This is a genomic window from Mesorhizobium sp. 128a (assembly GCF_053848025.1).
Genome location: NZ_JBSPKY010000029.1, coordinates 1 through 14,109 on the forward strand (window position 1 = coordinate 1; position 14,109 = coordinate 14,109).

The window sequence follows — 14,109 nt, forward strand, 5'->3', positions numbered from 1 at the left end:
GCTCGTGCAGCACCTTGTAATGCTTCAGGCTGTGCATCAGCGCCGTCGGCGCGCTTTGCGGATCGCTGGTCAGGAACACAGCGGTGCCGGCGACCAGTTGCGGCTTCTTCTTCAAGAGATTGCCGGCGAGGAAATCGAGCGGGATCTCGTTGCGGCGGGTCTTGTCGAAAAGGTAGCGGCTGCCGCGCACCCAGGTCCACATGCCGAGCACGATGGTGAAGGCCACCGCCAGTGAGGCCCAACCGCCTTCGAACACCTTGACGATGTTGGAGGCGAAGAAACCGATGTCGATGAAGGCGAAAAGCGCCGTCATCGCGACAGCCACCCACAGCCGCCATTTCCAGATGCGCGTCATGATGACGAACAGCAGCACCGTGGTCACCAGCATGTTGCCGGTCACCGAGATGCCATAGGCCGAGGCTAGCTTGCTGGACTCGCCGAAGCCAACCACCAGCAGCATCACCACCAGCGCCAGCAGAAGGTTGACGCGCGGCATGTAGATCTGGCCGGACTGTTTTTCCGACGTATGCAGGATTTCGAGCCTCGGCAGCATGTTGAGCTGCACCGCTTGCCTAGTCAGCGAGAAGGCGCCGGAAATCACCGCCTGGCTGGCGATCACCGTCGCCGCGGTCGCCAGCACGACCATCGGGATCAGCGTCCAGCCCCCGTTCATCTCGAAGAACGGATGGCCGACGACGCCGCCATTCGCCAGGATGAAGGCACCCTGTCCGGCGTAGTTGAGCAACAGGCAGGGAAACACGATTGCCAGCCAGGCAAGCACGATCGGTTTACGGCCGAAATGGCCGAGATCGGCATAAAGCGCCTCGGCGCCGGTGACGGCGAGGAAGACGGCGCCGACCGTCACGAAGGCAACGTCCGGCGAATTGATCAGGAAAGCGACGATATAGTGTGGACTGATTGCCCACAGGATTTCCGGATCGGTGGCAATATGATTGAGGCCGGAAAGGCCGATGGCCAGGAACCATACCGCGGTGATCGGGCCGAAGACCAGTCCGACTCCGCCGGTGCCAAAGCGCTGCACCGCGAACACCGCGGCGAGGATGACCAGCGTCAACGGCACGACATAAGGCTGGAAGGCGGGCGTGACGACATTCATGCCTTCGACCGCCGACAGCACCGAAATCGCCGGTGTGATAACGGCGTCGCCAAAGAACAGCGACGCTCCGACGATGCCGATACCGAGAATCACCGCCGACCGCTTCGGAAAACTGCCGCGCGCCAGCGCCATCAGCGATAGCACCCCGCCCTCGCCGCGGTTGTCGGCGCGCAGCACGAACATGATGTATTTGATCGTGACCGTAATCGTCAGCGACCAGATGATAAGCGACAGCACGCCAAGAATATCCGTGCGGTCAGCGACGTTGCCGCCAGACGAGGCATGCAGCGCTTCGCGGAGCGCATAGATCGGGCTGGTGCCGATATCGCCGTAGACCACACCGAGCGCACTCAGCATCAACAACTCAGTACTTTGAGCCGAGCCGGGATGTTCCGCTAGTTCCTCACCGTCACAATTGTTGGCAGAATCCAAGACGACCATTCGTATGCTCCCACAGGTGCTCTATTCTGCAGCAAAGGCAATCCTGGATTTCAGACGCGCGCCGCCTTGCGATGGGTGCCTCGGCCGACAGGGCGGCGCGACGAGGGGAGGAGAGGGCCCGCCGCGCTGCCGCTATCGGCCGAGGCGTCTGGTACTTGCCATAAGGGCTGCCAGTTGAACTTGATTGGCGCGCCGTCCGGTCGCTCGTCGCATCGCCGAGCAATATTGGCAAGTTCTATTGTTTATCCAATGGACCTGGAAGACAATATTTCATCTGAAAAGCTGGACATATTTGGACTATTGTACAATATTCTGACCTGCATAAACGACGCACTTCCCACGTGATCTTGGTCCATTAAATCGACTGGGGAACTTTGAAAGTCAATATTTTGATGGTTTCAGATGTAGCATTTCGGAAGGCTTGTGATAGAATTGGGCGTCCAGATCTTCATCGCCTCGCGGCGACAAAATCGAGCGCGGACGAACCGTTCCCTTCCTGCATTCAGTGGCCTTCCGTCCGAATTTGACCTTCCGGCGCGGGGCCAATGCGCTTGACAAAAGGGCGCCGGGCCGGTCCAATCAAGGCATTCACCAGGGGAGTCCCGGCAAGGGGCTGAGATACTGCTAGCTTTCGCGGCGCAGTGACCCGTTGAACCTGATCCAGTTCATACTGGCGTAGGGACGGTGCAAGCGCTTTGCGGGAATCCATGCCCGAAGACCTGTTCGCACAGGTAGACCAAGGCGACTTTTCATCCTTCCGGCACAGAACTGGGTCTCCAATGCAGATGAGCAAAGGAGCCTCAAATGAATGCCTTGACCCCCACCGTGTCGACGGGGCCGTTGCCCGCCTCACGGAAAATCCACAAGACCGGCATTATCCATCCGCAAATCCGGGTGCCGATGCGCGAGATAAGCGTGCACCCGACTGCCGGGGAGCCCCCGGTGACGGTCTACGATCCGTCAGGTCCGTACACCGACCCGGCGATTGAAACGAACATAGAAAAAGGACTTGCCCGGCTTCGCCACGGATGGATTATGGCGCGCGGCGATCTCGAGACCTATGACGGCCGTCATGTGCAACCGGAAGACAACGGGTTTGCGACAGGCGAGCGCCTGACGCCGGAATTTCCCATCCGCAATCGGGCACTAAAGGCCAAGCAGGGCAAGGCTGTGACCCAGCTCGCCTATGCCCGCGCCGGCATCATCACACCCGAAATGGAATTCGTTGCCATTCGCGAGAATCTTGGTCGCGAGATCCTGCATGGCAAGCTGCAACGCGACGGAGAGGCCTTCGGCGCCGCGATCCCAGACTTCGTCACGCCGGAATTCGTGCGCGACGAAGTAGCGCGCGGGCGCGCAATCATTCCTGCCAATATCAATCATCCCGAGAGCGAGCCGATGATCATCGGCCGCAATTTCCTGGTGAAGATCAACGCCAATATCGGCAATTCGGCGGTCACCTCGTCGATGGCGGAGGAAGTGGAAAAGATGGTCTGGGCGATCCGCTGGGGCGCCGACACGGTGATGGATCTGTCGACCGGCCGCAACATCCACAACATCCGCGACTGGATCGTGCGCAATTCACCAGTCCCGATCGGCACGGTGCCGCTCTATCAGGCCCTGGAGAAGGTCGGCGGCATCGCCGAGGATCTGAGCTGGGAGGTGTATCGCGATACGCTGATCGAACAGGCCGAGCAGGGCGTCGACTATTTCACCATCCATGCCGGCGTCCGTCTGCATTACATCCCGCTGACCGTCGAGCGGGTTACCGGCATTGTCAGCAGAGGCGGCTCGATCATGGCGAAATGGTGCCTGCACCATCACCGCGAAAGCTTCCTCTACGAGCATTTCGAAGAAATCTGCGACATCGCCAGAGCCTACGACGTGTCCTTCTCGCTCGGCGATGGCCTTCGTCCGGGCTCGATCGCCGACGCCAATGACGCGGCGCAATTCGCAGAGCTGGAAACGCTCGGCGAACTGACGAAGATCGCCTGGGCCAAGGACTGCCAAGTGATGATCGAGGGACCCGGACATGTTCCGATGCACAAGATCAAGCAGAACATGGACAAGCAGCTCGCCATCTGCGGCGAGGCGCCATTCTATACGCTTGGACCGCTGACGACCGACATCGCGCCGGGCTACGACCACATCACCTCAGGCATCGGCGCCGCGATGATCGGTTGGTTCGGCACCGCCATGCTCTGCTACGTCACGCCGAAGGAACATCTCGGTCTGCCTGACCGCAACGACGTCAAGACCGGCGTCATCACCTACAAAATAGCGGCGCACGCGGCCGACCTGGCGAAAGGCCATCCAGCGGCGAAAATCAGGGATGACGCCCTTTCCCGCGCGCGCTTCGAGTTCCGCTGGGAAGACCAGTTCAACCTCTCGCTCGACCCGGAAACGGCGCGCTCGTTCCACGACGAGACCTTGCCGAAGGAGGCGCACAAGCTAGCGCATTTCTGCTCCATGTGCGGGCCGAAATTCTGCTCGATGCGCATCTCCCATGACATCCGCGCCGAAGCGCAGAAGGAGGGAATGGCGGCGATGGCGGAAAAATACCGCGCGGGCGGCGATCTCTATATGCCGGTGAGTGACACCACGCCCAAGGTGCCGGAGCCGTTATGAGGGTGTTGGTCAAGGGGGCCGGCGTCGCCGGCCTCACCGCGGCATTCGAGCTCACCACTCGCGGCGCGGCGGTCACCGTCGCTGAAATCGGGTGTGGTCTCGGCGGCAGCGCATCGTGGTTTGCCGGCGGCATGCTGGCGCCCTGGTGCGAGCGCGAAAGCGCGGAGCAGCCCGTGCTGGACCTCGGACGCGGCGCCGCCGAATGGTGGGATGCCGTGCTGCCAGGTCAGGTGACGCGGGCCGGAACGCTGGTTGTTGCAACGTCGCGGGATGCGGGCGAGCTTGACCGCTTCGCAAGCCGCACCTCGAGCCATCGCTGGATCGATGAGGAGGAAATCGCGCGGCTGGAGCCCGACCTCGCCGGCCGTTTTCGCCGCGCCCTGTTCTTCGCCGGCGAGGCGCATCTCGAGCCGCGCACTGCGATGGCAGCGCTTCACGAAAAGCTCGTCGCGATGGGCGTCGAGTTCCGCTTTGCCACGGACGCTCGGCAGCTTTCCGGATTCGACCGCGAGATCGACTGCATGGGAATGGCGGCGGGCGATGAGAGGCTGCGCGGCGTTCGCGGTGAAATGCTGATCCTGCGCACACCCGATGTCTCGCTGTCGCGCCCAGTCCGGCTGCTGCATCCGCGCTTTCCGCTCTATGTGGTGCCGCGCCCCGATCACCGTTTCATGGTCGGCGCGACGATGATCGAGAGCGATGACAGCGGTCCGATCACGGTCCGTTCGATGATGGAACTTCTGAGCGCGGTCTGCGCGCTCCACCCGGCCTTCGGCGAGGCCGGTATCGTCGAGACCGGCGTCGGAGTTCGTCCAGCCTTTTTCGACAATCTGCCGCGTGTCGAAGCATGTGGAAATGGCGTCGCGATCAACGGGCTCTACCGCCATGGTTTCCTTCTTGCGCCCGCCATGGCGCGGCTGGCGACCGGATTAGTCTTCGATCATGCCCAATCCGAGGAACTTGCTCATGCAACTTATCGTAAACGGCGAAGCGCTTGAGAGTGATGCCGCGACACTGGCGGCGCTGCTTGCCGCGCTCGGCTATGAGGGCGACTGGCTGGCAACGGCCGTCAACAGCGACCTCGTGCACAAAGCCGACCGGGTAGAATTCCTGTTGAGCGACGGCGATCGGATCGATATCCTGTCGCCCATGCAGGGAGGCTAGCGCCATGTTCGATCTCTTTGGAACGGCGCTTGGCTCACGCCTGCTTCTCGGCACCGCCCAATATCCTTCACCGGCCATCCTCGCCGATGCTGTCAGGGCATCGGGCACGTCAGTGGTGACCGTCTCGCTCCGCCGTGAAATGGCAGGCGGCAAGGCTGGCGAGAAGTTCTGGTCGTTGATCCGGTCGCTCGGCGTCCAGGTCCTGCCCAACACCGCCGGCTGCCATTCCGCCAAGGAAGCCGTCACGACCGCGAAAATGGCGCGCGAAGTCTTCGGCACGTCCTGGATCAAGCTCGAAGTGATCGGCAACCACGATACGCTGCAGCCCGACGTGTTCGGCCTGGTCGAAGCGGCCCGCATCCTGTGCGAAGACGGTTTTGCGGTCTTCCCTTACACCACCGACGACCTCGTCGTTGCCGAACGGCTGCTGGACGCGGGCTGCAAGGTCCTGATGCCATGGTGCGCGCCGATCGGTTCCGCGCTCGGCCCGGTCAACACCCTGGCGCTGCGCTCGATGCGCGGACATTTCCCCGGCATTCCGCTGATCGTCGATGCGGGGCTCGGACGGCCGTCGCACGCGGCAACCGTCATGGAACTTGGCTTTGACGCCGTGCTCTTGAACACCGCGGTTGCCAAGGCAGCCGATCCGGTCGGTATGGCGGGTGCGTTCGGCAAAGCGGTCGATGCCGGCCGTGAGGCTTTCTGCTCGGGAATGCTCGAACCGCGCGATGTCGCCATGCCGTCGACACCGACATTTGGCAGGGCGGTTTTTTCATGAAGCGCGACCCCTTCTACCTGATCGTCGACAGCGCTGCCTGGATTGAACGGCTAGTCCCGCTTGGCGTGAAGCTGGTGCAGTTGCGCATCAAGGACAGGGATGAGGCCACGCTGCGGACGGAAATCCGCCGCGCTAACGACGTCTGCACGGTCCATGGTTGCCAACTGATCATCAACGACTATTGGCGGCTGGCCATCAAGGAAGGCTGCGGCTTCGTCCATCTCGGTCAAGAGGATTTGGCTGCGGCCGATCTGCTGGCGATTAAATACGCCGGATTGAAGCTCGGGCTTTCGACCCACGATCACACCGAACTGGAAACGGCGCTGGCGGCCGAGCCGGATTATGTGGCGCTGGGACCCATTTATCCGACTAGCCTCAAGAAGATGAGATGGGCGCCGCAAGGGCTCGAACGGATCAGCGCGTGGAAGCAACAAGTTGCACCGGTTCCGTTGGTTGCCATCGGCGGCCTCAACCCTGACCGGCTCGACGGTGTCTTCGAGGCTGGCGCAGACTGCGCGGCAGTGGTCACCGACATTACGCTGAATGCCGATCCCGAAGCGCGCACGCAACAATGGATCGAGAAGACAAACCGGTGGCGCTAAGGCAAGAGCCGCACGTGCTTGTCGTCGGGGGATCCGACTCCAGCGGGGGTGCCGGCGTTGCACGCGATATCGAGACGATCTCTGCCGTCGACGTGCGCACCTGCCTTGCCGTTACCGCGGTGACGGTGCAGACACATGATGCCGTGATTACAATCCATCATCTGCAACCCGGCCTAGTCGCCGATCAGATGCGCGCCGCACTGCGGGCCAACAAGGTGTCGGCCATCAAGATCGGGATGCTCTCAACGGCTGAGATCATTGTCGCTGTTGCCGGAGTGCTGCGCGAAAATCCGGGGATACCGGCAGTACTTGACCCGGTGCTGGCCTCCTCGTCAGGCAGGCCGCTTTTGGAGGTAGGCGCGATCGGCGCCATGAAACGTGATCTCATGCCGCTCTGCCGGCTCGTCACGCCAAATCTCATCGAGCTGGCGGTCCTTGTCGGTTCGGAAACGGCAGCGGACGATGATGAGGCGCTGCGGCAGGGAAAAAGACTGCTTACGGCCGGGCCGCAGGCTCTCTTGCTCAAGGGTGGCCACGCGACGGGACCGCGATCAACAGACATTCTGTTGAGTTCCAATCAGGAACCCATTCGCTTCGACACGCCCCGTCTTGCTGGATCGATGCGCGGAACGGGCTGCATGCTGGCCAGCGCGGTCGCCGCGCATCTGGCGAATGCGAGCTCGCTTGAAGAGAGCGTGCTTGAAAGCAAGCGATTTGTGCTCAAGAGGCTTAAAGAGAATTCTGCCGGATGATCGGCCTAGCCATCCGTGCTCCCATCGAAGAGATTGTCGCTTGGCTCTCAGCGCCGGCCGAGCCGGATTGGTAAACTTAGCGTCATTCGACGCCACAGGTGCCCTCCTCGGGTGACAAGGCGCAAAGATTGCCAGGGATGACGACCAGCAGTTGGTTCCGCCCGGTTTTCGATGGTGCGAGTGGCCGACAAGGCCGCCCGGCAGCAAAGCCGGCCCGGGCGGAAATCGTCTCAATGAGGTTTGCTTTCATACATCTCGTTGCCCCAGAACCGTGGTCGATTGTTGGGTGAGGTGGAGACATCCTCGACTTGCGGCAGTGACAGGTCTGTCTCGTCTGGCAATTCACCGGCCATAGCGGCGGCGAGCTTCGCCTGATCGAGCTCCTTTTCCCAGCGCGCCACGACAATGGTCGCGACCGCATTGCCGACGAGGTTGGTCAGCGCCCGGCACTCCGACATGAAGCGGTCGACGCCGAGAATCAGCGCCATGCCGGCAACCGGCACGGCGGGCACGACCGACAGCGTCGCAGCCAGCGTGATGAAGCCAGCGCCGGTGATGCCGGCGGCACCCTTGGAGCTGAGCATGGCGACGAGAAGCAAAAGGACCTGGTCGCCGAGAGTGAGGGGCGTGTCGGTCGCCTGTGCGATGAACAATGCCGCCAGCGTCATGTAGATGTTGGTGCCGTCGAGGTTGAAGGAATAGCCGGTCGGGATGACCAGGCCGACGACCGAGCGCTTGCAGCCGGCGCGTTCCATCTTGACCATCAGGCCGGGGAGCGCCGCCTCTGACGAGGAGGTGCCGAGAACCAGCAGCAACTCTTCCTTGATGTAGCGGATCAGCGCCACGATCGAGAAGCCGTTGTAGCGGGCGACCGCGCCGAGCACCATCAGCACGAACAGCAGCGAGGTCGCGTAGAACGTGCCGATCAGCATGGCGAGATTGGCCATCGAGCCTATACCGTATTTGCCAATGGTGAAGGCCATGGCGCCGAAGGCGCCGATGGGGGCTGCCTTCATCAATATGGCGACAAGGCGGAAAATCGGTGCGGTCAGCGCCTGCAGAAAATCGACGACGGCACGGCCGCGGTCGCCGACCAGTCCCATCGCAATGCCGAACAGCACAGAAAAGAACAGTACCTGCAATACATCGCCCTGCACGAAGGCGCCGGTGATCGTATCGGGGATGATGTTCATCAGGAAGCCGACGATGGTGGTGTCATGCGCCTTTTCGGTAAAGGTCATTACCTTCGATGCGTCGAGCGTGGCCGGATTGATGTGCATGCCGGCGCCGGGCTGGACAACATTCGAGACGATGAGGCCGATAACCAGCGCCAGCGTCGAGAACACCAGGAAATAGATCATCGCTTTACCGGCGACACGGCCGACTTTCTGCAGGTCGGATACGCCGGCAATGCCGGTCGCGACCGTCAGGAAGATCACCGGCGCAATGATCATCTTCACCAGTTTGATGAAGGCGTCGCCGAACGGCTTCATCGCGGCACCTGTCTCCGGATAGAGATGTCCAAGCAGCACGCCGGCGGCGATTGCCACCAGGACCTGCACGTAGAGATGCCTATAGAAGGGAACCTTGCCGCGCGGCTCGGCGGCAGCGATCTTTGTCTGCATGATATCCTCCGTTGCGCGCCGATCGGGAGACCCGACCTCCCGGCACGTTGAGCTTCAACAGCCTCGCGGCTGCTGAATCTGAGTTCGCAACTGGTGTGCCAGATGAAGCCTGGCGTCGGTAAATCCTTGATCTCTCACGCCTAATCATCAATTCACGCCGCTTGCCTCTGGGCAAAAAGCGCGGCTTCCCGCACAAATTCGATTGTCCGTTGTGCGAAAATATGCACAAATGGGTGATGCCGCAGCGCCGCACCTCCGACCTGTCTTCGACGCCCGAGCAACTCGGCAGGCGTGCGGTCCGAGCCTGGGTTGGGTTCGCTGCGATAGGGCTCGCGATCATTGCCGCGGCGCTCCATGGCTCCGGCCTCTACGCTCGTGACATCGAGCTCAAGGCGCTGGCGGCACAGGCGCGCACAGATGCCAACCTGAAAGTGGCGCTGCTTAGCGCTGTTTTGGAAAATCCACGCGCACTGCCGCTGCTGCTGTCGGAGGACCAGCAAGTGCACGATGCTCTGGCGCGGCGCGATGCCGTCGCGATCGATGTACTGAACCGCAAGCTTGAAAACCTTGTCTCCGGCACCAAGGCATCGGTGCTCTACGTTGCTGGCACCGATGGCATAGCGGCCGCGTCTAGCAACTGGCGCGAGCCGAACAGCTTTGTGGGCGGCGACTACGGCTTTCGCACCTACTTCTCCAGGGCGATGCAAACCGGAACAGCCGAATATTTCGCGCTCGGCAATGTGAGCAAGCATCCCGGTCTTTACATTTCGCGGCGTGTCGGCAGCGCCACGGCACCTCTCGGCGTCGTCGTCGTCAAGATGGAATTCGACCAGCTCGAGCAGAACTGGCGCGAGGCGAATCGGCCGACCTATGTCAGCGACGAACATGGTGTCGTGCTGGTCACCAGCATTCCATCCTGGCGCTTCATGACGACAACAGCCCTTGCCGGGCCCAACCTTGCCGCGATCCGCGACAGCGAGCAGGTCGGAGATGCGCCGCTTATGCCCTTGCCGATCACGCGCCCCCAGGCATTGAGCCAGGACGTATCGATTGTCCATGTCGTCACGCCAGGCAGCAACGACGCGGAATATCTGCGCCTCTCAAGGCCGGTCCCCACCACGCCCTGGCGGCTCGACTATCTCGTCCCTGCGGAAGTGCCGCTCGCTGCCGCTGTCCGCGGCATGCAGCTCCTGGCGCTTGGGATCGTGCTTCCGCTCCTCGGCCTGGCAGCATATCTGCTCTGGCGCCGGCAATCAGCGCAAATGCGGATCGCGACCGAACAGGCGGCGCGCTCCGAGCTGGAACGCCGTGTCGCCGAACGGACCCGGGATCTAAGCCGCGCCCGCGATCGGCTACAGTCAGAGATCGTCGGTCACCGCGGTACGGAAGCGAAACTCCAGGTGGTGCAGCAGGAACTGGTCCAGGCAAATCGACTGGCCATCCTTGGCCAGGTCGCGGCCGGCGTAGCGCATGAGATCAACCAACCGGTTGCCACCATCCGGGCCTATGCCGACAATGCCCGCACCTTCCTGGAGCGCAAGCAGACCGCTCCGGCCGAGGAGAACCTCGGCGCCATAGCCGCGCTGACGGAACGCATCGGCTCGATCACCGAGAACTTGAAGGCCTTCGCCCGCAAGGGTCGCACCGCCGCTGGCCCGGTAGAATTGCGCGGCGTCATTGAGAGTGCAGTAGTGCTGCTGCGAAGCCGTTTTGGCGGCCGGCTCGACGCGCTTGTCGTCGAGCCCGCGCCCACGCCGTTCAAGGTCATGGGAAGCCGGGTCCGGCTCGAACAGGTGCTAATCAATCTCTTTCAGAACGCGCTGGAAGCGCTTGACGGCCGCGACCACGCTAGGGTGGAGGTTTCGGTGGAGGAAACGGCTGATGGCGTGGCGCTCAGCGTATTGGACAACGGGCCCGGCATCCCGCCGGCGATCCTGAACTCGCTGTTCACGCCCTTCAACACGTCGAAGGAAACCGGCCTGGGTCTCGGCTTGGTGATCTCGAAAGACATCGTCGCCGACTATGGCGGGCGCATCGAGGTCGCGAGTGGCGACGGCGGTACATGCTTCACCGTTCATCTTTTGAAGGCAGCGTAATCGAGCATGACGCACCAGAGCGCAGCACCGGTCATCCTGATCGATGACGATCGTGACCTCCTGAAAGCCACCGCCCAGACGCTCGAGCTTGCCGGATTCGCGGTGTCGGCGTTTTCGATGGCATCGAAGGCCCTGGCCGGCATCGATTCCGATTTTGCCGGTGTGGTTGTGTCCGACATCCGCATGCCCGAGATCGATGGATTGCAGCTTTTCGACCGCATCCTGCGGCTCGATCCCGACATCCCCGTCATCCTCATCACCGGTCACGGAGACGTCCCAATGGCAGTCAAGGCGATCAAGGACGGCGCCTACGACTTCATCACCAAGCCGTTCGCCGCTGACGGACTGACACAGAGTGTGTGGCGGGCAGCTGAAAAACGCCGCCTGACCATGGAGAACCGGGCCCTGCGCGAGGCGGGCGAGTTGGCACAGGACAGCTTGCCGCTGATCGGCGAGACCCCGGCGATGGAAAGACTGCGTCGCACCCTAAGGCAAATCGCGGACACCGACGTCGACGTGCTGGTGACCGGGGAGACCGGCTCCGGCAAGGAGGTGGTGGCCGGATTGCTGCATCGCTGGAGCCGCCGCGCCAAGGGCAATTTCGTCGCGCTGAATTGCGGGACCTTGCCGGAGACGGTGATCGAAAGCGAGTTGTTCGGCCATGAGGCAGGCGCTTTCACCGGCGCACAGAAGAAGCGGATCGGTCGCGTCGAGCATTCAAGCGGCGGCACGCTGTTCCTCGACGAAATCGAAAGCATGCCGGCGTCGACACAGGTGCGGATGTTGCGTGTGCTGGAAATGCGCGAGGTCATGCCGCTCGGTACCAATGACGTAAGGCCGGTGGATCTGCGCGTGGTCGCCGCTGCCAAGGTCGATCTCGGCGACCCGCGCCAGCGCGGTAATTTCCGGGAGGATCTCTATTACCGGCTCAACGTGGTGACCGTCTCCATTCCACCGCTACGCGAGCGCCGCGACGATATTGCTCTTCTGTTCGGCTACTTCGCAGAGCGTGCCGCAGCCCGCTTCGGCCGCCCGGTGCCTGCCGGACCGGCGTCAGTGCACCGTTATCTGCACGAGCACGACTGGCCGGGCAATGTGCGCGAATTGGCGCATTTTGCCGAACGTTTCGTGCTCGGGCTGGAACAAGAAATGCAGGCGCTGCCCTCTGATGCGGCTCGCCCGCTGCCCGAGCGCCTGGAGCGCTACGAGGCCGACATCATCCGAGAGACGCTCGGCCGCAACGGCGGAGATGTCAGGCGAACGGTCGAGGCGTTGGGCATTCCGCGGAAGACCTTTTACGACAAGTTGCAGCGCCACGGCATCGTACGGGGCGATTTTTCCAAGTAGTTGGCAATCTTCAAAATCGGTGCGAGAGCGCTCGACTCACGCCAACGGCAGGCCGTAGGTGCTAGAGACAGGCCTAAAAAGTTTTCCTTCTTCTGTCGTCGAATCGAACTCGAACGATTCGGGTTTTCGGTCCTCCTAAAGAAACGTCCGCAGAGGACGAAGCGCGACCTGTTCTCTGCTGCGCCTGGGGGCGGCCCGATCATATCTTCATGACCAAGTTGTGGATTCTCTTGTGGGACCACATCGGCCTTTGGGTGCGCTGGATAGGCGCGGCCGTCCTATGCCCCTTCTGCGACACGAATGGCCTTCCGCGGCCGCCGGCGCGTTAAGCGTATATTTACCGTAGTTCGGCATGGTTCAATCCTGCGGTGATATTTCGAGTACCGCAGCCCTACAAGCTCCCAGGCAACATGCCCGCGCCTCCTCGTAGGCGCGGGTTTTTGGTATCCCCACTGGAAAAAGTAGATTTCCCAAATCATGAGAGTCGACGGGACGTGATGTAGACCTCGGCAGGGGCGCTACGCGCCTTTTGAGCGGCGCGACGAAGCTGCTTCGCATCCGGGGTTCGCTCTCCATCATCGAAGCGCCTCCGATTGCGGAGGAAGTGCATTGTGCGGGCGGTAAGCAGCCCGCGCGTCATTCCGGGACCCGCCAAATCGGGAGGCTGGGTTCCAATTCTCCTTCAGCGGCAAAACAATGGCGTTGATGTCGAGCAGGCTGTGAGGTTCACCAGACGAAGTGCGATGTTTCTCGTAGCGATGGCGAGAGAGCCTGCTTTTCTGCAGTCAGAACGTCAGCAAATCGCTAACCAGTAATCGGTCCGGTCGGTTTCAGTGCGGTGCTCCGCCAGCCAGCAGATATCGATAGCCGTTCGTGGTCATCCATCGGGCTCGCGCGAGATGTGTTTCCCATGCTCGGAATGCCCGTTCCGGCTCCTTCGTGGGATCGATATGCAGAACGATCCTTGCCACGTCGCGCCAGTCGGCGTGCTCCGCCGCCGCATCGAGAAGGCGGATATAGGTGAGCAGTCGTTCCTCATCGTAGCCGGTCAGGATGGGGGCATCTGGAGCGACGTCGGCAACATCGGGATCGAGCAGCGGTTTGAGCACAGGAGAACTGTCCCCCTTCAACAAGCACCCTTCAGATCGGGTCCCTATTATAGCGAATAGGAACGATCATTCCTAGAACGACAGTTCCTCTTCTGATTCCTAGTCGGTCATGGATCTCAAGGAGATCTTGGCCATCAATTTGCGTCGTTTGCGCCATGATCAGGATCTGACGCAGGAAGAGCTGGCAGCCCGTTCTGGGCTGAGCATGCGTTATGTCGGCTCGATCGAGCGTGCTCGGGTTTCGGCCAGCGTCAGCGTTCTTGGTAGAATTGCAGATGCGTTTGAGGTGGACCCGTGCGAACTCATCAGAATCGCAAAACGGTAAGTCCGGGAGTGTCTGCGGATCCGACCGGCTCTGCAGCCTAACAAGGCAAGAGGCCCAGTATCATTGCGGCGCTTTGTTGTACCTTAGCTGGCTTGGGCGGCGGGGAAGCGAGGGGATGTTCCTGA

General features: G+C 61.7%; 12 protein-coding genes and 1 riboswitch. Of the genes, 9 read left to right on the forward strand and 3 right to left on the reverse strand.

Annotated features, from left to right (window positions below):
• On the reverse strand, positions 1–1,474 hold a 1,474-nt coding region (locus ACWTU9_RS30145; protein WP_455861501.1), incomplete at its 3' end, for a potassium transporter Kup.
• A 667-nt stretch (positions 1,475–2,141) separates the two neighbouring features.
• A riboswitch (TPP riboswitch) is annotated at positions 2,142–2,258 on the forward strand.
• Between the two features lie 104 nt (positions 2,259–2,362).
• Here ACWTU9_RS30145 and thiC point away from each other — a divergent pair.
• The 6 genes from thiC to ACWTU9_RS30175 are packed head-to-tail and all read left to right on the forward strand — an operon-like array spanning position 2,363 to position 7,482.
• Entirely contained in the window at positions 2,363–4,186 is a 1,824-nt protein-coding gene (thiC, locus tag ACWTU9_RS30150) for a phosphomethylpyrimidine synthase ThiC (protein WP_455861502.1), read from the forward strand.
• Positions 4,183–5,184 (forward strand): glycine oxidase ThiO, encoded by a 1,002-nt coding sequence (thiO, locus tag ACWTU9_RS30155; protein WP_455861503.1) that lies wholly within the window; start codon positions 4,183–4,185, stop codon positions 5,182–5,184. The genes thiC and thiO overlap by 4 nt, the downstream gene beginning before the upstream one ends.
• Positions 5,153–5,350, forward strand: coding sequence for a sulfur carrier protein ThiS (thiS, locus tag ACWTU9_RS30160; protein WP_455861504.1), 198 nt, complete (start codon positions 5,153–5,155; stop codon positions 5,348–5,350). Before thiO ends, thiS begins: the two co-directional genes overlap by 32 nt.
• 4 nt (positions 5,351–5,354) lie before the next feature.
• Positions 5,355–6,128, forward strand: coding sequence for a thiazole synthase (locus ACWTU9_RS30165; RefSeq protein WP_455861505.1), 774 nt, complete (start codon positions 5,355–5,357; stop codon positions 6,126–6,128).
• Positions 6,125–6,730 (forward strand): thiamine phosphate synthase, encoded by a 606-nt coding sequence (locus ACWTU9_RS30170; protein ID WP_455861506.1) that lies wholly within the window; start codon positions 6,125–6,127, stop codon positions 6,728–6,730. Before ACWTU9_RS30165 ends, ACWTU9_RS30170 begins: the two co-directional genes overlap by 4 nt.
• Positions 6,721–7,482, forward strand: a complete 762-nt coding sequence (locus ACWTU9_RS30175; RefSeq protein ID WP_455861533.1) for a hydroxymethylpyrimidine/phosphomethylpyrimidine kinase — start codon at positions 6,721–6,723, stop codon at positions 7,480–7,482. The genes ACWTU9_RS30170 and ACWTU9_RS30175 overlap by 10 nt, the downstream gene beginning before the upstream one ends.
• Before the next feature lie 230 nt (positions 7,483–7,712).
• Here the strand turns inward: ACWTU9_RS30175 and ACWTU9_RS30180 are convergent, their stop codons facing one another.
• Positions 7,713–9,107, reverse strand: a complete 1,395-nt coding sequence (locus tag ACWTU9_RS30180) for a dicarboxylate/amino acid:cation symporter (protein WP_455861507.1) — start codon at positions 9,105–9,107, stop codon at positions 7,713–7,715.
• A gap of 221 nt (positions 9,108–9,328) precedes the next feature.
• On the opposite strand from ACWTU9_RS30180, the gene ACWTU9_RS30185 reads away from it, so the two are divergent.
• Together ACWTU9_RS30185 and ACWTU9_RS30190 are read left to right on the forward strand one after the other, a co-directional pair.
• Positions 9,329–11,203 carry a sensor histidine kinase gene (locus ACWTU9_RS30185; protein ID WP_455861534.1) on the forward strand — a complete coding sequence of 625 codons (1,875 nt, stop codon included), beginning with the start codon at positions 9,329–9,331 and terminating at the stop codon, positions 11,201–11,203.
• Positions 11,204–11,209: 6 nt separating this feature from the next.
• Complete coding sequence (locus ACWTU9_RS30190) at positions 11,210–12,550, forward strand: sigma-54-dependent transcriptional regulator (RefSeq protein ID WP_455861508.1); 1,341 nt, start codon at positions 11,210–11,212, stop codon at positions 12,548–12,550.
• Positions 12,551–13,380: 830 nt separating this feature from the next.
• Here the strand turns inward: ACWTU9_RS30190 and ACWTU9_RS30195 are convergent.
• A complete protein-coding gene (locus ACWTU9_RS30195) occupies positions 13,381–13,659 on the reverse strand; it encodes a DNA -binding domain-containing protein (RefSeq protein WP_455861509.1) in 279 nt (92 codons plus the stop codon).
• Positions 13,660–13,768: 109 nt separating this feature from the next.
• Between ACWTU9_RS30195 and ACWTU9_RS30200 the strand changes: the two genes are divergently transcribed.
• Positions 13,769–13,984, forward strand: coding sequence for a helix-turn-helix domain-containing protein (locus ACWTU9_RS30200; protein ID WP_454582157.1), 216 nt, complete (start codon positions 13,769–13,771; stop codon positions 13,982–13,984).
• Positions 13,985–14,109 lie beyond the last annotated feature (125 nt).